This is a genomic window from Catonella sp. (assembly GCF_052169795.1).
GTDB lineage: Bacteria > Bacillota > Clostridia > Lachnospirales > Lachnospiraceae > Catonella.
Window position 1 is genome coordinate 23,058 of record NZ_JBQNBU010000008.1, and the last position, 21,441, is coordinate 44,498.

24 protein-coding genes and 1 pseudogene are annotated in these 21,441 nt (G+C 36.6%); 24 read left to right on the top strand and 1 reads right to left on the bottom strand.

The window, feature by feature from the left end; all coding sequences use genetic code 11:
* Window positions 1-25 precede the first annotated feature (25 nt).
* From ACTTKP_RS02245 to ACTTKP_RS02275, 7 genes are all read left to right on the top strand, one after another.
* Window positions 26-1,735: a M3 family oligoendopeptidase gene (locus ACTTKP_RS02245; RefSeq protein WP_442552277.1), complete on the top strand. Its 1,710-nt coding sequence runs from the start codon at window positions 26-28 to the stop codon at window positions 1,733-1,735.
* Between the two features lie 9 nt (window positions 1,736-1,744).
* Entirely contained in the window at window positions 1,745-2,386 is a 642-nt protein-coding gene (locus ACTTKP_RS02250) for an epoxyqueuosine reductase QueH (protein WP_442552278.1), read from the top strand.
* A gap of 499 nt (window positions 2,387-2,885) precedes the next feature.
* The gene (locus tag ACTTKP_RS02255) at window positions 2,886-3,791 is read left to right on the top strand and encodes a hypothetical protein (protein ID WP_442552279.1); all 906 of its coding nucleotides are present in this window, start codon (window positions 2,886-2,888) and stop codon (window positions 3,789-3,791) included.
* A gap of 144 nt (window positions 3,792-3,935) precedes the next feature.
* Window positions 3,936-5,348: an MBOAT family O-acyltransferase gene (locus tag ACTTKP_RS02260; RefSeq protein WP_442552280.1), complete on the top strand. Its 1,413-nt coding sequence runs from the start codon at window positions 3,936-3,938 to the stop codon at window positions 5,346-5,348.
* 12 nt (window positions 5,349-5,360) lie between these two features.
* Window positions 5,361-6,521, top strand: coding sequence for a DHHW family protein (locus tag ACTTKP_RS02265; protein WP_442552281.1), 1,161 nt, complete (start codon window positions 5,361-5,363; stop codon window positions 6,519-6,521).
* Window positions 6,522-6,523: 2 nt separating this feature from the next.
* Complete coding sequence (locus ACTTKP_RS02270) at window positions 6,524-8,143, top strand: aryl-sulfate sulfotransferase N-terminal domain-containing protein (RefSeq protein WP_442552282.1); 1,620 nt, start codon at window positions 6,524-6,526, stop codon at window positions 8,141-8,143.
* Complete coding sequence (locus ACTTKP_RS02275; RefSeq protein ID WP_442552283.1) at window positions 8,128-9,291, top strand: DEAD/DEAH box helicase; 1,164 nt, start codon at window positions 8,128-8,130, stop codon at window positions 9,289-9,291. The genes ACTTKP_RS02270 and ACTTKP_RS02275 overlap by 16 nt, the downstream gene beginning before the upstream one ends.
* 107 nt (window positions 9,292-9,398) lie before the next feature.
* Here ACTTKP_RS02275 and rpoD read toward each other — a convergent pair whose 3' ends face one another.
* Window positions 9,399-10,622 (bottom strand): RNA polymerase sigma factor RpoD, encoded by a 1,224-nt coding sequence (gene rpoD, locus ACTTKP_RS02280; RefSeq protein ID WP_442552284.1) that lies wholly within the window; start codon window positions 10,620-10,622, stop codon window positions 9,399-9,401.
* 171 nt (window positions 10,623-10,793) lie between these two features.
* Here rpoD and ACTTKP_RS02285 point away from each other — a divergent pair.
* From ACTTKP_RS02285 to rpsQ, 17 genes and pseudogenes are all read left to right on the top strand, one after another.
* Window positions 10,794-11,564: pseudogene (locus ACTTKP_RS02285) on the top strand (P-loop NTPase); the annotation flags it as partial.
* Between the two features lie 466 nt (window positions 11,565-12,030).
* Window positions 12,031-12,900 carry a class II fructose-1,6-bisphosphate aldolase gene (fba, locus tag ACTTKP_RS02290; protein ID WP_442552285.1) on the top strand — a complete coding sequence of 290 codons (870 nt, stop codon included), beginning with the start codon at window positions 12,031-12,033 and terminating at the stop codon, window positions 12,898-12,900.
* A gap of 104 nt (window positions 12,901-13,004) precedes the next feature.
* Complete coding sequence (locus ACTTKP_RS02295; protein WP_442552286.1) at window positions 13,005-13,868, top strand: class I SAM-dependent methyltransferase; 864 nt, start codon at window positions 13,005-13,007, stop codon at window positions 13,866-13,868.
* The gene (gene lepB / locus ACTTKP_RS02300) at window positions 13,868-14,458 is read left to right on the top strand and encodes a signal peptidase I (RefSeq protein WP_442552287.1); all 591 of its coding nucleotides are present in this window, start codon (window positions 13,868-13,870) and stop codon (window positions 14,456-14,458) included. Before ACTTKP_RS02295 ends, lepB begins: the two co-directional genes overlap by 1 nt.
* Window positions 14,459-14,471: 13 nt before the next feature.
* Entirely contained in the window at window positions 14,472-14,990 is a 519-nt protein-coding gene (locus tag ACTTKP_RS02305) for a hypothetical protein (protein WP_442552288.1), read from the top strand.
* A 29-nt stretch (window positions 14,991-15,019) separates the two neighbouring features.
* On the top strand, window positions 15,020-15,847 hold the full coding sequence (locus ACTTKP_RS02310) for a hypothetical protein (RefSeq protein ID WP_442552289.1): 828 nt from the start codon (window positions 15,020-15,022) through the stop codon (window positions 15,845-15,847).
* 334 nt (window positions 15,848-16,181) lie between these two features.
* Entirely contained in the window at window positions 16,182-16,499 is a 318-nt protein-coding gene (rpsJ, locus tag ACTTKP_RS02315) for a 30S ribosomal protein S10 (RefSeq protein ID WP_442552290.1), read from the top strand.
* Between the two features lie 114 nt (window positions 16,500-16,613).
* Complete coding sequence (gene rplC / locus ACTTKP_RS02320) at window positions 16,614-17,249, top strand: 50S ribosomal protein L3 (protein WP_442552291.1); 636 nt, start codon at window positions 16,614-16,616, stop codon at window positions 17,247-17,249.
* A 29-nt stretch (window positions 17,250-17,278) separates the two neighbouring features.
* Window positions 17,279-17,899: a 50S ribosomal protein L4 gene (rplD, locus tag ACTTKP_RS02325; protein WP_442552292.1), complete on the top strand. Its 621-nt coding sequence runs from the start codon at window positions 17,279-17,281 to the stop codon at window positions 17,897-17,899.
* The gene (rplW, locus tag ACTTKP_RS02330) at window positions 17,899-18,198 is read left to right on the top strand and encodes a 50S ribosomal protein L23 (RefSeq protein ID WP_442552293.1); all 300 of its coding nucleotides are present in this window, start codon (window positions 17,899-17,901) and stop codon (window positions 18,196-18,198) included. Before rplD ends, rplW begins: the two co-directional genes overlap by 1 nt.
* Before the next feature lie 49 nt (window positions 18,199-18,247).
* The gene (rplB, locus tag ACTTKP_RS02335; protein WP_442552294.1) at window positions 18,248-19,090 is read left to right on the top strand and encodes a 50S ribosomal protein L2; all 843 of its coding nucleotides are present in this window, start codon (window positions 18,248-18,250) and stop codon (window positions 19,088-19,090) included.
* A 22-nt stretch (window positions 19,091-19,112) separates the two neighbouring features.
* The gene (gene rpsS / locus ACTTKP_RS02340) at window positions 19,113-19,385 is read left to right on the top strand and encodes a 30S ribosomal protein S19 (protein ID WP_023353561.1); all 273 of its coding nucleotides are present in this window, start codon (window positions 19,113-19,115) and stop codon (window positions 19,383-19,385) included.
* Window positions 19,386-19,421: 36 nt separating this feature from the next.
* Window positions 19,422-19,808: a 50S ribosomal protein L22 gene (gene rplV / locus ACTTKP_RS02345; RefSeq protein WP_023353560.1), complete on the top strand. Its 387-nt coding sequence runs from the start codon at window positions 19,422-19,424 to the stop codon at window positions 19,806-19,808.
* A gap of 23 nt (window positions 19,809-19,831) precedes the next feature.
* Window positions 19,832-20,494, top strand: a complete 663-nt coding sequence (gene rpsC / locus ACTTKP_RS02350; protein ID WP_442552295.1) for a 30S ribosomal protein S3 — start codon at window positions 19,832-19,834, stop codon at window positions 20,492-20,494.
* The gene (gene rplP, locus ACTTKP_RS02355; RefSeq protein ID WP_442552296.1) at window positions 20,494-20,922 is read left to right on the top strand and encodes a 50S ribosomal protein L16; all 429 of its coding nucleotides are present in this window, start codon (window positions 20,494-20,496) and stop codon (window positions 20,920-20,922) included. The genes rpsC and rplP overlap by 1 nt, the downstream gene beginning before the upstream one ends.
* Entirely contained in the window at window positions 20,922-21,122 is a 201-nt protein-coding gene (gene rpmC, locus ACTTKP_RS02360; protein ID WP_442552297.1) for a 50S ribosomal protein L29, read from the top strand. Before rplP ends, rpmC begins: the two co-directional genes overlap by 1 nt.
* A 36-nt stretch (window positions 21,123-21,158) precedes the next feature.
* Complete coding sequence (gene rpsQ / locus ACTTKP_RS02365) at window positions 21,159-21,416, top strand: 30S ribosomal protein S17 (RefSeq protein ID WP_023353556.1); 258 nt, start codon at window positions 21,159-21,161, stop codon at window positions 21,414-21,416.
* The last annotated feature ends 25 nt before the right edge of the window (window positions 21,417-21,441 follow it).

The window sequence follows — 21,441 nt, forward strand, 5'->3', positions numbered from 1 at the left end:
ATATTATTAATAGAAAGGCAGATATATGAAAGAAAATTGGAAATTTAGTGAATTAGAATATGTTCGTCCTGATTTTGATAAAATTAAGAAAAACTTTGAGATAAGTATAGAGAAAATGAAGGCAGCAGACAGCTTTACAGAAGCATTGTCCGTATATATGGAGGCTGACAAAGAATTCGCTGAACTTATAATGATGTATACAATATCCTATATAAGGCACACCTTAGATACCTCGGATAAGTTTTATGAAGAAGAGCAGGGAGTGCTTGACGAAACCTTCCCTACCTTCGGTCCTTTATCGGTTGCATTTGAGAACGCAATAATGGAAAGTAAATTCAAGGGGGATTTTGAGGCTAAATTTGGAAAACAGTTTTTTATGTCTATGGAATTAAATAAAAGAAGTTTTTCAGAGAAAAACATACCCCTTATCCAACAGGAAGTAAAACTGACAAGTGAATATCAGAAAATGATGGCATCATGTAAAATAAACTTTGACGGCAAGGAATTAAATCTTTATGGTATTCAGAAGTATTTTGAACATGAGGATAGAGAAGTAAGAAAGAGTGCATTTAGGGCATATTCTGAATTTTATCATAGCAATGAAGCTCGTCTTGAAGAAATATGGTCCGAGTTAATTAAAATAAGAAATGAAATGGGAAGGAACTTAGGCTTTGAAAATTATATTCCTTTAGGATATATGAAACAGGGAAGAACTGATTATGGACAGGCTGAAGTTGAGTCTTTCAGGAAGCAGGTAGAGGCTTACCTTGTTCCTCTTTGTAAGAAACTTTATGAGGCTCAGGCAAAGAGAATAGGTATTGATGCAGTTTACAGCTATGATGAGAAGAGAGTTTTTGCAGATGGAAATGCTGTACCGGCAGGTGATGATGATTTTATGATAGAAAAGGCAAGAGAAATGTATCATGACTTGAGTCCGGAAACAGCTGAATTCATAGATTTTATGGTAGAACATGAGCTGCTTGACCTTAAAAATAAACCACATAAGGCATCGACAGGGTACATGACAAGTTTTTCACCTATAAAAGCACCTTTTGTGTTTTCTTGTTTTAACGGTACTATTTTTGATATGATGGTGCTCACTCATGAATTGGGTCATGCTTTTGCAGGATATATGGCAATGCGTAACCAGCCTATTTCATCTTATTATTCAGAGTCTACCGACATAGCAGAAATACACTCTATGAGTATGGAACAGTTTGCCTACCCTTATGCAGAGAAATTTTTTGGAAAAGATGCGGACAAGTACCGTTTTGAACATTTACAGGAAGCAATTACCTTTGTACCTTTTGGAGTGGCAGTAGATGAATTTCAGCATATCTGCTATGCAAAACCTGAGCTTACTCCTAGAGAGAGAACTTATGAATGGCATAAATTAGAAGAGAAATATATGCCTTGGAGAAAATATGATGAAAGTGATGAATTTATGAATAGGGGAGGCTATTGGTATCATAAACTTCATATTTTCCAGGATCCTATGTATTATATAAATTATACCCTAACAACTATGGGAGCAATGGAGTTTAAGAAGAAATATGCAGAAGATAAGGAGAAGGCTTGGGAAGACTATCTTAAGCTCTGCAAGGTTGGAGGAAGTCTAAGATATCTTGAGACACTTAAATATGCCAATGTTTCCAATCCTTTTGAAGTTGGATCCGTTGAAAAGTCCTGTTCTTATGCTAAAGAAATTTTAGAAGAGCAGATGAAAAAGATGTAGGAGAATAAGTTGAATAAAATCAATTATCAAAAAGTTTTAGATGAAAAAATAGAAGAATTTCTAAAAGAGGGCAGAGTTCCTGCTCTCTTTCTCCATGCTTGCTGTGCTCCTTGCAGCAGTTACACATTAGAATACTTAAGTAAATATTTTAACATAACAATATATTTTTATAATCCTAATATAGATACTAAAGAAGAGTATGAAATGCGTATAAAAGAACTTACCAGACTGATTAAAGAGATGCCGCTTGAACATGAAGTGAATTTGATAAGCGGTACTTATGAACCTGAGAAGTTTTATGAGATTGCAAAGGGCAGAGAAGACCAGCCGGAGGGTGGAGCAAGATGCTATCACTGCTATGAACTTCGTATGGAAGAGGCTGCAAGGGCTGCAAAAGAGTATGGTGCAGATTATTTTACTACCACACTCTCAATCAGTCCGCATAAAAATGCAGACTGGCTAAATAGCCTTGGTGAGAAATTTGGAGAGAAATACGATATTCCTTATCTTTATTCAGATTTTAAGAAAAAGGGAGGATATCACAGGTCGGTACAATTATCAAAAGATTATGGTCTTTATAGGCAGGATTACTGCGGTTGTGTATATTCTAAAGCAGAAGCCGAAAAGCGAAATGCAGGCAGGACAGAATAATCAGTTATTTTTTATTGCTTTTAATTTTAATTAAAAAATAACTTGTATAACGAAATAAGAAAATAACGGCTGTTAAAATAAAAGGCAGGCTTCTCAGTTCGTTTATTTTAATGGGAAGTTTGTACATAAAACCATAGCCAAGAATTAAGTGCAATAAAACTGCGGCTGTAAAAGTAAGTTTGAGTATATTTATTTCTGATAGCCGTCCGTCTTTTTTGTTTGACAACAACAGCCAGTGTAAGGCATTATAAAATATCATTGCAAAGGCAGCGGCAGGGTTATAATTTCCCCAAAATAAAAGTATCAGAAAAATTATTAAAAAGCTTATGTTTATTAAATTTCTCGTGAGTTTAAGGCTCTGATATAAAGGAGTGGTATTTATATGTTTCATGAATTATACCTTTCTAAAAAAATATATATTTACTATACTACAAATATTTGAAAAGATAAATGCTAAAATAAAGTAAAGATAAAAAATGCAGAAGAATGGAGAAGTTTTATGCAAGAGAAGATTAAGAAAATGGGAATGGGACTACCGGTATTGGTAATGCTTATAAGTTTGTTTCTTTCACAGACAGTGTCTGCAAAAACATCGGATAGTTATACCGCTTTAATTCAGGACTATAAGATGGTAAAAATAAAGGTGCCGAATAATGATTTCTTGACAGATAATTGGAATTACAGCTTACATTTTAAATCCGATAAGGACAGATGGGCGGTACAAACAACTGTTTTCACAAGAGCAGAAGATGCGGAGAATCCGGATTTTCAACCTGCACAAAAATTTTCGAAGGGGAAAACTATCCGTATAGGAGAGAAGTATTATACAGATGTTGAAGTAAAGGGTTTAAGTTATAAAATTACCATTAGTTTTACTAAACAGTATAAGAAGTTTTTTGAGGGGTTAAAAGAAAAAGATTTTATTGTGGAAGCGAATAAAGGTGAGGAAGCTTATAAAAATATTATTGAAAATCAGGTTGTGATGGGACTATCAAAAGAGGAAATCAAGAATAATGTCCTTGCTAGTCTGGATTTTGATGGTTTTAAGGTGGCTGACAAGCTTAAGAATGCTGAAAAACTGGTAAAAAAGTTTAAGTTAAAAGAAGCATATGATAAGAAAATATCTCTTAAAAGGCATAAGGCGGGTATACTTTTAAGTGAAGTTTTTTCTGCTGAAGATATTGATGTAAGTATAGCCAGACTGATATTTGCCTATTATCCTTATGGGTATGATGTGAAAACACTGGATAAAGGAGAGGGAATTTCGTATATAGAACTAAAAAAGGGAAAGAACTTTCTTCCGATTCTTTTAGTATATGATGGATTAAAGACGGATAACGAAAAAGGAAAGGCTGTAGAAGGAACAGATAAAATCATTGTATATGTATTAAAGAAACCTTTATAAAAGATAAAAATGATATGGGGCATAATAAATGTCAAATATTAAAAAATAAAAAGAGACAAAAATTTGGGCTTTTGCTATCTTTTATTTTACAATTAAATATGGTATGATATGGGTGCTTATCAGAGTTAAAAAGGAGTAACACCCATGGTTTTTTCAAGTATTTTGTTTCTTACAAGATTCCTGCCACTGGTACTGGCAATTTATTTCGTAGTACCAAAGCGTATAAGGAATCTTGTTTTGTTTTTGTCAAGTATACTTTTTTATGCTTGGGGAGAACCTATATACATTTTGCTGATGTGTTTCACTATAACAGTGGACTATGTTTTTGGACTTGTTATAGATAAACAGATAAAAGCAGGCAAAAAAAATGGAGCAAAGGTCTCACTGGCTCTAGCTGTAGTAATAAATCTCTTATTGCTGGGATTTTTTAAGTATGCCAATTTTACTATAAATACGGTAAATTCTCTTACAGGAGCGGGAATTACAGCTATAAAGCTGGCACTTCCTATAGGTATTTCTTTCTATACATTTCAGAGCCTTTCCTATGTAATAGATGTTTATAGGGGAGATACCAGGGTGCAAAAGAGTATCTTGGATTTTGGAACTTATGTGACTCTTTTCCCACAGTTAATAGCAGGACCGATAGTAAGATACCGTACAGTAGCGGAGGAAATGCAGGGCAGGGTAGAAAATAAAGCAGATTTTGCAAAAGGAATCAGTCGTTTTATTTTCGGCTTGGGAAAAAAGGTTTTGCTTGCAAATAATGCGGGACTACTTTGGGATAGTGTAAATGCACTTACAAATTCGCAGATGTCGGTGGGAGGATTTTGGTTAGGTATCCTTGCCTATACCTTCCAGATTTATTTTGATTTTTCAGGATATTCAGATATGGCGATAGGTATGGGACTTATGTTCGGTTTCCATTTTGATGAAAACTTTAACTATCCATATATGGCAAAGTCAATAACTGAATTTTGGAGAAGGTGGCATATTTCACTTTCTACTTGGTTTAAAGAGTATGTATATATTCCTCTCGGGGGAAACAGGGCAGGGATTGCTAAGCAGATTAGAAATATAATAATTGTTTGGATGCTCACAGGATTTTGGCATGGAGCAAGTTGGAACTTTGTGGCTTGGGGGCTTTATTATGGAGCAATCCTCATTATGGAAAAAGTCTTCTTATTAAGATGGATTGAAAAAGCACCTATATTTATAAGACATATTTATACAATGCTCTTAGTAATTGTAGGATGGGTGTTGTTTTCATTTGACTCATTTAAAAAGGGAGCATCCTTCCTTGCAGGAATGTTTGGGCTTGGAGGCTATGATATTATAAATACTGAATTTATTTATCTTTTATTAAACAATCTAAGCCTTATTATAATCCTTATTTTTGCAAGTACGAATTTACCTAAAAAATGTATTGAAAAAGTTGTTTCTAAAGAGAAGCCCGCAGGTAAATTCATAAATATTGTTGTAATGGAAATAATTTTTGGAATTTGTGTAGCTTACTTAGTTGCAGCGACATACAATCCGTTCTTGTATTTCAGGTTCTAATGGGAGAGGTATATGAAGATATTAACTTATGAAAATGCTAAGATAGCAGTCTTTGGAACTACTTTAGCAGCATTATTTTTGGGAGCTGTACTCCATAAACCGATAGAGTTTTCAGAAACAGAGAACAGGTATCTTGAGCAAAGACCTAAACTTACAACAGCCAAACTTTTAGATGGAAGTTTTATGAAAGATTACGAAACTTTTATTACCGATCAATTCCCAAAAAGAAGTTTATTTATGGGAGTAAAGACTGCTCTTGAAAGATTTCGTGGAAGAACGGATGATAATGGCGTATATTTTGGAAAGGAAGGCTATCTTTTTGGAAAGTATGACGGGGCTTTGTTTGAGTCGGAAACGGCTAAGAACAATATGACTGTAATAGCAGACTTTGTAAAAATGTATGCAGATAAATTCGGTAAAGAACATTTTAAGATAGCACTTGCTCCGTCTTCTTCAGAAATATTAAAAGATAGGTTACCTGCCGATGCACCTGTTTATAATCAGACGAGTTTTATAGATAAGGTAGTTAAGGAAGCAGGCGATGATTTTATAATAGGCTTAGGCAAAAATCTTAAAAAGCATGCAGATGAATATATTTATTATAGAACTGATCATCACTGGACAAGTCTCGGAGCCTATTACGGTTATGAAACCATAGCAAAGGCATTGGGACTTGAGGTGTTACCTTTAAAATATTTTAAGGTGGATATTGTTGATGAAGATTTTCTTGGTACTTATGATTCTAAGGTAAATACAGGGATTACAGGCGGAGTGATACCGGACAGTATTACAGTTTATTCTTCAGAAGAGATAGACAAAGCCGGTATGATGTGGGATAATGATAAGGATAAGACTTTTAACAGCATTTATTATCCGGATGCTCTTAAAGGCAAGGATAAGTACACAGTATTTTTGGGCGGTAATCACAGTGTGACAGATATAAAGACGGATAATAAAACCGGTAAGACTCTGCTTATTATCAAAGATAGTTTTGCACATAGCCTTGTACCATTCTTAATAAAGGATTATGATAGGATAATAATGCTTGACCTCAGATATTTTAATAAGAGTCTTAAGAAATATCTGAATGAGAATGAAATCACAGATTTACTTGTACTTTACAGTACGCCTGACTTAGCAGAGGACGCAAATATTGGCAGATTGTTGAGGTAGATATGTTAAAAAAAGCATTGAAGATTTCACTTATAATTTCGATTTTTTTTGTAGTAGTGCTGGCAGGAGCAGCCTTTTTAACAAAGACTACAAAAGAAAATATCAAAAAAGCAGAAACTACTGTTCCTGATAGGGTAGAGTATGCAAAGCCTGAAATTATTACAGCAGAAAGTATGTATAAAAAGGTGGCTAAAAAGCTTAAGACTAAAAAGCCTGAAGTATATTCTATGAAATATCAAAAAATGGCAAAAAGTATAATAGACAAGTTCAAAAAAAAGAGAAAATATACTTTAGACTCTCCACTTTTAATTGTAAATCCTTATGGAACTAATACTACTGGACTCTATATTTATTTTAAGCATAAGTTTAGAGTAAATACCAAATACACAGTGAGCGTGAAAGAAATTGATGGTAGGGAAAATGTTAAGGCCGGCAATTTTTCAAATTCATTGTATACAAATACAAGTGGAATGCCCCTTGCAGAGCAGGAGGGGCTTATAGTAGGGTTAATTCCTGGTGAACGAAATTATGTATCTGTATATATCTATGATGAAAATAATAAGATGATAGCTAAGGCAGGATATAAAGTAGAAATTCCTGAGTCGGAGTCTGTTACAATGAAAACTCTCGAGGCAGTTCATGAGAGGGAAATAAGCCAAATGTCAGAAGGATTGTACACGGTATTTGGTTTAGATGATAATGGAAGAAAAAACAGGCATATATTATTTTATGATAATTATGGAGTAATAAGAGCTGAACTACCGCTTGTAAACGGCGGAGAAGCACCTGAAACAAATATAGGGCTTATTGATGATAAATTGTTTTATGCAATAGACAAGAGAAGATTTGCTTTGGTTGACAGGATGGGGAAGGTTGAAAAATTTATCGGATTAGAGGATGGTACAGTAGCCTTTGGAGATATGGATTTGAATACCGGCATAAGAAAGGCTGTCACTCTGTCTAAAAGAAATGGGAATGATGGTATTTCTTCATTAGATATTTTAGAGGGCAAATCAAAGGAAATAGTGAATTTTAATAAGCTGTTTTCTTCATATTATAAGAAGGGCGGTTCTAAACTTAAATTTACTTCTGTACAGTTTATTAATGATAATGACCTTATAGTCAGTGAGAAGAATACTTCTTCGATAATAAGAATAAACAATGTTTTTAGAAATCCGAATATTAAGGCGATTATCTCCGGAACTGATGAATTGAAGGCTGCCTATGGAAAAGTTTTTTATAGTAAAGATGGAGATTTTGTAAGTCAGAAGAGACAGAGTACAGCTTATATAGAGAAGGATGAAAAGCTGGATAACAGACAGTATCATATAATGGTATTTAATAATAACACAGGAGGCAGGAATTCATTTTATTATAAATATCTTGTAAATGAAGAAAAAATGACTTTTAGTTTGGAAAATGCAGTAGAATTGCCTTATTCTTCGGATAATGGCAATATTGATGTAAACAATGGTTATCTTGTTGCTGCTGCATCAGATAATGGAAGTTTTGATGAATACAATCCTGATGGATATAAGCTGGCAAGTTTTTCTTTTACTAATGGGAAAAAAGCTTATAGAGTATTTAAGCACACTATGAAAGGCAGTTGGTTTACAAAATAATGGAATTTAATGAGTTTATAGAAGATAAGAAGATCCTTGTAGGAATAGGGAAGTTTGGATTTAAGCATCCTACTCCGGTGCAGGAAGCAGCTTATAAGAAAATACTTGAGGGTGGAAGTTTCTTTGTGCAGGCTCCCACAGGTTCGGGTAAGACATTAGCTTACTTGCTGCCTCTATTTGAGAAATATAAAAAGACAGAGCATGAGAACAAGATTGTAATTGTTGCCCCAACTACAGAGCTTGCCTTACAGATACACAGGCAGGCAGAACTTGTACGAGGTAATACAGGCATAGGACTTCATTCGGTGTGTCTTGGCGGAAATACAAGTATAATAAGGCAGATTGAAAACTTAAAGAAAAAGCCGCAGATTATAGTAGGTACTTCGGGAAGAATAATAGAGCTGATAAGAAAGCGTAAGATAGCGGCTCATTTGGTAAGAACTCTGGTACTGGATGAAGGTGACAGGCTATTTGATAAAAATAATAAAGAAACAACTGATGCTTTGATTAAATGCTTTGTAAGGGACAGACAGCTTTTATTATTTTCGGCAACAGCTACCAATGCAGCTTTAGAAGGTGCAAAGGCTTGGGATAAAGATATTACTGAAATTGTTGCCGATGGCGGCAAGGAAATACCGGATAATATCAAGCACTGGTATATAGTTTGTGAAAAAAGAAACAAACTTGAAATTCTTCGTGGAACAACAGGAGCAATAAGAACTAGAAAAGCTATTATTTTTGTAAATGGTATTTATGATATAGAAGAAACTTATAAGAAGCTTGCCCATCATCATTATCAGGTGGACTTCATAGGCGGAGAGCGTACAAAAGAAGAGCGAAAAAAAGCTATGCAGGGCTTTTTACATAAGAAAATCAAATATCTGATAGCAACTGATATTGCGGCAAGAGGTCTACAATTTGATGATGTGGATACGGTTTTTCATGTAAATCTTCCTGAGGATGCCGATACCTATCTCCACAGAGCAGGCAGGACAGGCAGAGCCGGAAGAGTTGGAAGAAACTTAAGCATAATAACTGAAAGAGAACTGCCACTTATTAAAAAGTATGAAAAGACACTTGGAATTAAATTTTCACAAAAATTTTACTATGATGGTAAGTTAATGGATGTGGAGAAGGGAGATAAGTGAAATACTGATATTAAGATTCATAATAATCTTAAATAGAAAGACAGGCTGATACTTATAATTGTAGCAGCCTGTCTTTATGTTTATTGAATAGGATATTTCTTCAAAAATTAATAAGAATCAAAACCTCTGAGCATTTTTGCCCTGTTAGGATGACGGAGTTTTCTAAGAGCCTTAGCCTCTATCTGTCTGATACGCTCTCTAGTTACATTAAATTCTTTTCCAACTTCCTCAAGAGTCCTTGTCCTTCCGTCAAGAAGCCCAAACCTAAGTACGAGTACTCTCTGCTCTCTATCAGATAAGGTTTTAAGAAGTTTTTGTATTTGATCCTGGAGCATTGTATAGGCAGCAGCATCTTCAGGTCCCATAATTGTATCATCTTTTATGAAATCTCCAAGGTGGCTGTCATCTTCTTCTCCTATAGGAGTGTCAAGTGAAATAGGATCAGCAGAAATTTTCATGATTTCTCTCACTTTATCTACAGGAAGGTTCATTTTCTCAGCAATTTCTTCCTCAGTAGGTTCACGGCCTAATTCTTGCAAAAGGCCTCTGGATATTCTGTAGGCTTTATTAATAACTTCCGACATGTGTACAGGTATTCGTATTGTCCTGGACTGGTCTGCGATAGAACGGGTTATTGCCTGCCTTATCCACCAGGTAGCATAGGTACTGAATTTATATCCTTTAGAGTAGTCGAATTTATCAACAGCCTTAATAAGTCCTAAGTTTCCTTCCTGAATAAGATCAAGGAAAGAAAGCCCACGCCCTACATATTTTTTGGCAATACTTACAACGAGTCTGAGATTGGACTCGGTAAGTCTTTCAGAAGCAGACTGATCGCCTTCGGCAATTTTTTTGGCAAGCTCAACTTCTTCTTCCATGCTTAATAATGGATAATTTCCTATTTCTTTCAGGTAAATCTTAACAGGGTCATCAGACATTATAGAAAGAGTGATGTCATCAGTTATATCAAGATCTGCATCATCTTCAACCTCCGGCAGGACATCATCAAAAGCATCTTCGTCCATGTCGTTAATATTAATAATTGTAATATTGTTATTTTCAAGATAGTCACAAATTTTTTCATATTGATTAGAGTCAATATTCAAATCCTTAAAAAAGTCGTTTACTTTATCTGACTCAATGACATCTTTGTTCTTTCTTGCAAGTTCCACAATTTTTTCTAATCTTGCAAGAAAATCATCTTTTGAGACTGTTATGTTGTTAGAAGATTTTGCGTTTTCAGATTTTTTAACAGACTTTCTGGCAGATTTTTTAGTTTCAGTTTCATTTTTTAAAGATTTTTCTTCTTTATCTTTAGCATTGGAAGCCATTAGCACCATTCCTTTCACATCTTACATAGTTAAAAAGCGTAAACTTTTGTAATTATACCATAAATATAGATTAAAATCTATTGTAAAATTTTAAAATTGAGTGCGAAAATTTGAATATTTTGTCGGAAAGTGATAATATATAAGCGGTAACAAAATTATTCGAGGAGGTGTATTTTGAATAACGATAGTGGAAATAGACAGATAATTGACTTAAAAAATGAGGGCTCGGTAAAAAGAGTTATAGGAGTTGTAAGCGGAAAAGGTGGAGTAGGAAAGTCCTTTGTAACTTCCAGGCTTGCATCAATATTTTCTAAAAAAGGTTATAAATCAGCTGTGCTGGATGCTGATATTACAGGTCCGTCTATTCCAAGGTGCTTTGGACTTAAGGGGAAGGCGGAAGGAAATGAAAATGGAATACAGCCGGCTGTAAGTAAAGGCGGTGTTCAGGTTATGTCAGTCAATCTTCTCTTAGATGATGAATCCGTACCTGTTGTATGGAGAGGACCGATTATAGCCGGAACCGTAAAGCAGTTTTGGTCTGAGGTGAACTGGAAAGATGTGGATTATATGTTTGTGGATATGCCTCCCGGTACGGGAGATGTTCCGCTTACGGTGTTTCAGTCACTCCCTGTTGACGGTATTATTATAGTAACTTCTCCACAGGAACTTGTATCGATGATTGTAGAAAAGGCTGTAAATATGGCTAATGCCATGAAAGTGCCGGTTCTCGGAATGGTGGAGAACTACAGTTACATCAAATGTCCGGATTGTGGAAAACTTATCTATCCGTTTGGAGAAGGAAAGACTGATGATGTAGGTCTGAAATATGGAATACCGGTGCTCTCAAGACTGCCGATGGATACAAGGATTGCAGAGGCTATGGACAAGGGGTTGGTAGAAGAGCTTGCGTTAGATGTACTTTCTGAAACTGCGGATACAATTGAATATCTGCTTCAAAACATAAATCATGCTGAAGAGATAGAGGAGGGTGGAGAAATTCACAAAGTAGCCATTGCAATTGATAATAATGAATCAATGGTAGGAAAACTTGCAGAGGCTAAGAGGTTTTTGATTGTAGAAACAAGAGGAAGCATGATGTTAGAAAAAACTGATTTAGAACTTACAGTTGATGAAGATGTAGTGTCAGCACTCAAAAATGAAGGTGTCGAAATGATTATATCTAATGGAATTGATAGAAAACTTAGAGATAATCTGGCTGCAAAAGAAATATCATCAATTCCTGTGCTTAAAAGTACGGTTGAGACTGCGATTGATAATTTTTTAAATGGAAAATATAATAAAGCCTAAGTTTTATTTTACTTTTATGCATTGTTGTGATAAAATGTGGACAGTTAAATATAATTTATCATTAAAATAGCATTGTAAAAAATGCGGAATGGAGTTCATTATGTATTTAGTATCAGCAAGAGATATGTTAGTTAAGGCAAAAGCAGGTCATTATGCAGTAGGTCAGTTCAATATCAATAACCTTGAGTGGACAAAGGCCATTCTTTTAACAGCAGAAGAGCTTAAAAGTCCGGTTATTCTTGGTGTTTCCGAAGGTGCAGGTAAGTACATGGGTGGCTACAATGCTGTAGTTGGTATGGTAAATGGTTTACTTAAGGACCTTAAGATATCAGTTCCTGTAGCGCTTCATCTCGATCATGGTTCATTTGAAGGCTGCTATAAGTGCCTTGAAGCAGGTTTTTCTTCAATCATGTTCGATGGTTCACATTATCCTATTGATGAAAATGTGGCTAAAACTACAGAGCTTGTTGCGGCTGCTCATAAGATGGGTGTTTCTATCGAAGCTGAAGTTGGCTCAATCGGTGGAGAAGAAGATGGTGTAGTTGGTATGGGAGAATGTGCAGATCCTGATGAGTGCAAGAGAGTAGCTGACCTTGGTGTAGATTTCCTTGCTGCCGGCATTGGAAATATTCATGGTGTATATCCTGCAAACTGGCAGGGACTTTCATTTGAGACTCTTGATGCTATACAGAAAAAGACAGGAATTTTACCACTTGTGCTTCACGGCGGTACAGGAATTCCAGCTGATATGATCAAGAAAGCTATAGAGCTTGGTGTATCTAAGATTAATGTTAATACAGAGTGCCAGTTATCATTTACTGCAGCCACAAGAGAATATTTTGAAGCAAATAAGGATAAAGCAAGCAAGGGATTTGATCCTCGTAAGGTACTTGCTCCGGGATTTGAGGCTATCAAGGCTACAGTTAAAGAGAAAATGGAACTTTTCGGTTCAGTAGGAAAAGCCGAATAAAGCAGCCTGTGCTTCAGATTAAAATTAAATTTTACTTTGCCACATCAGGTTAAAATTTAGCCTGATGTGGCAGTTTTATTAGAAAATATAGGAGCCATACATCAATGTGGATTGCTAATAATTGGAAAGAATATGAAGTTTTAGACTGTTCAAAGGGTGAAAAGCTTGAAAGTTGGGGCGGTTATACCCTCATTCGTCCTGATCCTCAGGTGATTTGGGATACTGAAAAAGAACTTAAAGAATGGAAGAGACCATCTGCACATTATCACCGCAGTAATCGTGGTGGCGGTGAATGGGAATTTTTTAACCTTCCTGAACAGTGGAATATCCATTACAGAGATTTGACCTTTAATCTTAAGCCTTTTAGTTTTAAACATACGGGCTTATTTCCTGAGCAGGCGGTGAATTGGGACTGGTTTTCGAATATCATTAGTAAAAGTAACAGGAAACTGAAGGTGTTGAATCTTTTTGCATACACGGGCGGAGCGACGGTGGCAGCTGCAAAAGCCGGAGCTGAAGTTGTACATGTAGATGCAGCTAAGGGCATGGTTGCCTGGGCAAAAGAAAATGCAAAGCTTTCAGGGCTTGAAAATGCACCTATTCGTTATATAGTGGATGATTGCGTTAAGTTTGTGGAGAGGGAAATAAGGCGTGGCAATCATTATGATGGAATAATAATGGATCCTCCTTCTTATGGCAGAGGGCCTAAGGGAGAGATATGGAAAATTGAGGAATCGGTATATCCTTTTATGAAAAAATGCACAGAGCTGCTACATAAGAAAAGTGAATTTTTTCTTATAAACAGTTATACTACAGGTTTGCAGCCTGCAGTACTTAGTTATATGTTAAATACTTTAATAGCTGATAAGTTTGGCGGTAAAGTAATGGCAGAAGAAATAGGTCTGCCGGTAAAGAAAAATAACTTGGTGCTTCCTTGTGGTGCATCAGGAAGGTGGATTGGAAAATAATGGAAAATAAAATAGAAAATAATAAAGAAAAAAAGAAATGGGATAAAAAGTCTGTCATTAAGGAAGTAAGGGATTATGTTTTCCTTATAATACTGGCTTTTGTTCTGGCATTTTTAATGAACAAATTTGTGTATGCCAATGCTGAAGTACCTACGGGGTCTATGATTCCGGTAGTTCAGCCGGATGATAGACTCATAGTAAACAGACTTGCATATTTGTTTGAAGAGCCGAAACGAGGCGATATAGTTATGTTTATCAATCCGGATGATGAAAGTGAGAATTATCTTAAGCGCATTATAGGTCTTCCTGGAGAAAAACTGGAGATTAAAGATGGGCTTGTATATATAAATGACAGTGATAAACCTTTATCAGAACCATATATCAATGATGCACCGAAAGGAAATTACGGCCCGTATAATATACCTGAAGGCTGTTACTTTATGCTGGGTGATAATAGGGACGAAAGTAAAGATGCAAGATTTTGGGACAATAAATATGTAAAGAAAGAAAAAATAGTCGGTAAGGCATGGCTTAAGTATTACCCTAATATAACCATACTGCATTCGGCTGAATACGGTGAAACTAACTAAAATGGAGGTACTTATGAGAGGGTACTCTAAAAAGTTGATTTTTTTGCTGTGTGGAATTTTAGTGTTTCTTTTTATATTTAGTCATAAAGGATATGCTGAGACTAAGAAGAAGCCAAAGGATGATAAAACTATTTTGGTTATAGGGGACAGTATTGCCTATGGAATGTCAAAAGGGAAAAAGAGTTATACGGGGGTTGATGATGGAGAAAAATCCACTAAATTAATTGTGGACTGTTTAAAAAAACTTGCAAAAAAAAGCGGGTGCAGAGTTTATTATGTAAACACACTGCCTTATGTACATAAAGGCAGGTATAAAAACAGAGAAAAAGTAATGATGCAGCATAATAAGCTGACACGGGACGGATTTAAAAAAAGTGATGTAACTTATGTAGATGCATATAAAATTGTAAAGTCTGTAAAGCAATATCATAAGCAGACTAGTGATGGCATTCATTATTCGAAAAAAGTTTATAATGCAGTATTTAGCGAAATCTTATCGTTGATTAGTAATAAAAAAGAAGAATTGAAGTGATTTAACAGGCTTAAGGAGGTAGAGTATCTATGAATGAGAATAAAAGATACAAACTCTTTAAGCTTTTTTTGATTTTTACTATGTTAAATATTCTTGCCATGTTGCTGTACGAACAGGTGGAGTGGAAGTCGCTGTTAAAAAAGAAACCGGAGTTTTATGTGAAATCAATTAGAAATGAAATTAAGAAAGATGGAGAGAAGGTGGAAACTAATACTAAAGAAGAAACATCAGGCATAGGTGGAAATAAGGTATTCGAAATTAAAGAAAAAAAACTCTTGCTTCTAGGTGACAGCAATGTTTTTCTTATGTCTCAAAACAGGGAGGAATATGAAGAAAAAATTGATGAAAAAATATACTGGCTGGCTGAAAGTGGAGTAGGTACGGACTTTATAGATTATGAATTAAAGGTAAGACTTGGTAAGGTACAGAAGAAATATATTATAAATACGCTGACTGAGAATGAGGAAGCAGACTTGGTAAAAGACATTACTGAAAAAGGTATAACTGATGTTGCGGTTCTTTTAGGAGTAAACAGTTTGGGAGAACATCATGCTGAGGAGTTGAGTAATTGTCTGATTAAATTGTCAGAAAAATCAGGAGCAAAGATATTTTATGTATCAGTACTACCATATGTAGACAAGGCGAAATATAAAATTGATAATAAGGATATAGTGAAATTTAATGCTGCTATGAAGAAGAAACTGGCAGTGACTGATGTAAAATATGTGGATGGCTATACTGAAGTATCTTCAGTAAGAGGGTATGAGGCTGAAACTAGGGATGGCTTGCATTATACTAAAGCAATATATGACAAGGTAATGAGGGAAATAATAAACAATATTATACAAAACAACTAAAAGTGGAAAAAGCTTAATTATTACTTGCAATATTATAAAAAATAGAATATAATGGTACTGTTGTGGCATTGATAGCTAAGAAGCGGAGGTTGCCGAGAAAGCTGTTTATACAGGTTTTTGGGTTTTTCGTGGAGCGAATGTCAAGAGGCTGTAAAGCCTGCAAACCTGGCGACAAGTCACTGTACAGAAAACAACTAATATGTTCTACAGAGTAGGGCGTGGTGTGAGTCATTCATAGTTATGTTTGCGAAACACCCGGGTGTGTGTACAGTCACCGCTTGTCGTACTAAATAGTGAGAATTCACGAAAGTGCGAAAAGGAGGCGACTTTTTTTATGGCAAGTCAAGTAATGAGAATTACATTAAAGGCGTATGATCATCAGCTTATCGACAGTTCAGCAACAAAGATTGTTGACACTGTAAAGAAGGCTGGAGCAAAGGTTAGTGGTCCTGTACCTCTTCCTACGAAGAAAGAGATAGTTACAATACTTCGTGCGGTGCACAAGTATAAGGACTCCAGAGAACAGTTTGAGCAGAGAACCCACAAAAGACTCATTGATGTTTTCGAGCCTAACCAGAAATTGGTTGACGCGTTATCAAGACTTGATGTTCCTGCCGGTGTTGAAATTAAAATCAACATGAAGAGTAAGTAGGAAAAACAAATTTAGCAAGATCCTTAGGGTTATGATAGAGAGAAAACTCCTATTTATGCCATCTAGGATGACCGACAAGTTTCGGTCCGCTGTAGATTAACAGGAGGTAAAGAAATGAAGAAAGCAATACTTGCTACAAAAATCGGTATGACACAGATTTTTGCTGAGGATGGTTCATTAATTCCTGTAACTGTATTAAAGGCTGATCCTACTGTGGTAACTCAGGTTAAGACAGTAGAAAATGATGGCTATAGCGCAGTTCAGGTAGGTTTTGGCGAGATTCGTGAGAGCCTTGTTAATAAGCCAAAGAAAGGACATTTTGCTAAGGCAGGTGTTCCTGTAAAGAGATTCTTAAAAGAGTTTAAGCTTGAAGATGCTGAAAACTACAAAGCCGGAGATGAGATAAAGGCAGATGTATTTGCAGCCGGAGATAAGGTTGATGCAACTGCTACATCTAAGGGTAAAGGTTTCCAGGGTGCTATTCACAGACATGGTCTTCACAGAGGACCTATGGCACATGGTTCTAAGTACCACAGACATGCAGGTTCAAACGGAGCTTGTTCCGATCCTAGTAAGGTATTTAAGGGCAAGAAGATGGCCGGACATATGGGTCATGTAAAGGTTACAATTCAGAATCTTGAAGTAGTAAGAGTTGATGCAGAGAAGAATTTAATCCTTGTTAAAGGAGCAGTTCCAGGAGCTAAGAAAGCGCTTGTAATGCTCAAAAATACAACAAGGAAGAATAAATAATAGAACCTGACGGGAAGGAGGAAAGATAAATGGCAAACATATCAGTATTAAATATGGAAGGCAAAGAAGTTGGTTCATTAGAGCTTAATGATGAAATCTTTGCAGTAGAAGTTAAAGAGCATCTGATGCATAGAGCAGTTGTTTTACAGCTTGCTAACAACCGTCAGGGTACACAGAGTGCAAAAACACGTGCGGCAGTTCGTGGAGGCGGAAGAAAGCCTTGGAGACAGAAGGGAACCGGTCACGCTAGACAGGGATCTATCAGAAGCCCACAGTGGAAGGGTGGCGGTGTTGTTTTTGCACCACAGCCAAGAGATTATTCGTTCAAAATGAATAGAAAAGAAAAAAGGGCAGCTATCTGTTCTGCACTCACAACAAAATTAAATGAGAATAAGCTTATCGTGCTTGATGAGTTCAAGCTTGGTGAGATTAAGACAAAGGCTGCTAAGAAGGTTTTAGAGGATATTAAGGCTAATAGAGCACTTATTGTTCTTGGCGAGAAGGAAGACAATGTAATCCTTTCAGCAAGAAACCTTGAGTCAGTTGCAACAACTTTGACCAATAGCATCAATGTGTATGATATCTTAAATCATGACAGCCTTGTTATGACTAAGGATGCTGTTTCAAAGATTGAGGAGGTATACGCATAATGGCAGATATTAAATATTATGACGTTATTTTGAAGCCTATCATCACTGAGAAGAGTATGAACGGCATGGCAGAGAAGAAGTATGTATTCTCTGTAAATCCTGAAGCTACCAAGACTCAGATTAAAGAAGCTGTAGAGAAAATGTTTGCAGGAACAAAGGTTGTTAAGGTAAACACAGTAACTGCAGATGGAAAAGTTAAGAGACGTGGAGCAACATTTGGAAGAACAGCTAAGACAAAGAAGGCTTATGTAAAACTTGCTGAGGACAGCAAGGATATCGAAATCTTCCAGGGATTATAATTATTAAACAGTATGGCGCGCAGCCGATAACAGCGAAAGGAGTTATATAATGGGAATTAAGAAATTCGGCCCATATACACCTTCAAGACGAAATATGACCGGTTTAGACTATGCAGAGATTACAAAGTCAACTCCGGAAAAGTCTTTGTGTGTATCACTTAAGAAGAATTCAGGTCGTAATAATCAGGGTAAGATTACTGTAAGACATAGAGGCGGCGGTTCTCGCAGGCTTTATAGAATTATTGATTTCAAGAGAAGAAAAGATGGAATTCCGGCAAAGGTTGTTGCTATTGAGTACGATCCAAACCGTACAGCAAATATAGCACTCTTACATTATGCAGACGGAGAGAAGGCTTATATCCTTGCTCCTGTAGGCTTAACTGTAGGAACAACCCTTATGAACGGAGCCGGAGCTGAAGTAAGAGTAGGCAATTGTCTTCCTCTTTCAGCTATTCCTGTAGGTTCAAATATTCACAATATAGAGTTATATCCTGGCAAGGGTGGACAGTTAGTCCGTGCAGCAGGAAATGCAGCTCAGCTTATGGCTAAGGAAGGCAAGTATGCTACACTCAGAATGCCATCCGGTGAAATGAGAATGGTGCCTGTAGAGTGCCGTGCAACTATCGGTCAGGTTGGAAATATTGAACATGAACTTGTAAATGTTGGTAAAGCAGGACGTACACGTAATAAAGGTTTCAGACCTACAGTTCGTGGTTCTGTCATGAACCCTAATGACCATCCACACGGTGGTGGTGAAGGTAAAACAGGAATTGGTCGTCCAGGCCCTGTTACACCTTGGGGTAAACCTGCTCTTGGTCTTAAGACAAGAAAGAGCAATAAGAGGTCCAATAAGTTAATCGTAAGAAGACGCGATGGTAAGGGACTTAAATAATAGATTATAAGGAGGTTTAATCATGGCAAGATCACTTAAAAAGGGACCATTTGCTGATGGACATTTATTAAAGAAAATAGATGCTCTTAACGCTGCCGGTGATAAGAGCGTAGTTAAGACTTGGTCACGTCGTTCAACAATCTTCCCTTCATTCGTTGGACATACAATAGCTGTTCACGATGGAAGAAAGCATGTGCCTGTATATGTTACAGAAGATATGGTAGGACACAAGCTTGGAGAATTTGTACCAACAAGGTCTTACAGAGGACATGGTAAAGACGAAAAGAGAATGTAATAGAATATTTCCACAAAACTGAAAGGAGGTACATCCATGGCAAAAGGACATAGATCCCAGATCAAAAGAGAGAGAAATGAGAACAATAGAGAAATGAGACCACACGCAAAGTTATCTTATGCAAGAGTTTCAACTCAGAAGGCTTGTTTCGTTCTTGATGCGATCAGAGGCAAGGATGTAAATACAGCACTCGGTATATTAGCATATAACCCAAGATATGCTTCAACAGTAATAGAGAAGTTACTTAAGTCTGCAATTGCAAATGCAGAGGTTAAAGGTCTTAACCGCGACAACCTTTTCGTTGAGGAGTGTTTCGCAGGAGATGGCCCAATCATGAAGAGAGTACAGCCAAGGGCAAGAGGAAGTGCATACCGCATCTTCAAGAGAATGAGTCACATAACTGTAATTCTTAATGAGAAGTAATACGAAAGGAGAGTTAAGGCCAAATGGGACAGAAAGTTAATCCTCACGGTATAAGAGTTGGCGTAATCAAAGACTGGTCATCAAAATGGTATGCTGGTAAAGATTTCGCAGACTTCCTTGTAGAAGATTATAAGATTAGAGAATTTCTTAAGAAGAAACTCTACGATGCCGGAATAGGTAGCATTGAAATAGAAAGAACAACTGACAGAGTTATCGTTATTGTTAATACTTCACAGCCTGGTATAGTAATCGGTAAGGCAGGTGCTGATGTTGACAAGTTAAAGGTAGAAGTTCAGAAGTTAAGTAAGCAGAAAGTAGATATTAAGGTTAAGGAGATTAAGAAGGCTGACTTAAGTGCACAGTTGGTTGCAGAGAAGATAGCTAAGGATCTTGAAGCCCGTATTTCATTTAGACGTGCTATGAAGTCTGCAATGGGCAGAACTATGAAGAACGGTGCTAAGGGTATAAAGACAAGCGTATCCGGTCGTCTTGGCGGTGCTGATATGGCTCGTACAGAGTTCTACAGCGAGGGAACAATTCCTCTTCAGACACTTCGTGCAGACATCGAGTATGGTTTTGCAGAGGCTGACACAACTTATGGTAAAGTTGGTGTTAAGTGCTGGATCTACCTTGGAGAAGTTCTTCCTACTAAGGGAAACAACAAAAAGGAAGGGAGCGATAAATAATGTTAATGCCAAAAAGAGTAAAGCATCGTAAGCAGTTCCGTGGCTCTATGAGGGGCGCTGCTCACAGAGGCAATACTATATCAAATGGAGAGTTCGGTATCGTTGCACTTGAGCCATCTTGGGTTAAGTCAAATCAGATAGAAGCAGCCAGAATTGCTATGACTCGTTACATTAAGCGTGGTGGTAAGGTATGGATTAAGATATTCCCGGATAAGCCGGTTACCTTACAGCCTGCTGAAACCCGAATGGGTTCCGGTAAAGGTTCCCTTGACTACTGGGCAGCAGTTGTTAAACCTGGCAGAGTAATGTTTGAAATCGGTGGAGTTGATGAAGAAATCGCAAGAGAGGCTCTTCGTCTCGCTATGCACAAGCTTCCACTTAAGTGTAAAGTAGTATCCAAAGCAGATTTAGAAGGAGGTGCTGAATAATGAAGAGTAGAAAGTATGTTCAGGACCTTAATGGTAAAACACAGGTTGAGCTTAATGAAGAATTAGTTGCTGCAAAGAAGGAACTTTTTAATTTAAGATTCCAGAATGCAACTAACCAGCTTGACAATACAAGCCGTATTAGAGAAGTTAGAAAGAATATCGCAAGAATTCAGACTGTTTTAACAAGACAGGCTAACTAGGCTTAGGTAATTAATCCGAAGAAAGGAGACATACTCGTGGAAGAGAGAAATCTTAGAAAAGTGCGTACCGGCAAGGTAGTTAGCGATAAGATGGATAAGACTATCGTTGTTGCAGTTATAGATAATGTGAAGCACCCACTGTATGGTAAGATCGTTAAGAGAACTCGTAAGCTTTATGCTGAGGATGCTAACAACGAGTGCCATGTAGGTGACAGAGTAAAAGTAATGGAGACCAGACCTCTGTCAAAGACAAAGAGATGGAGACTTGTTGAAATAGTTGAGAGAGCAAAATAATTATCCCATCTTTTAATATTTGAAA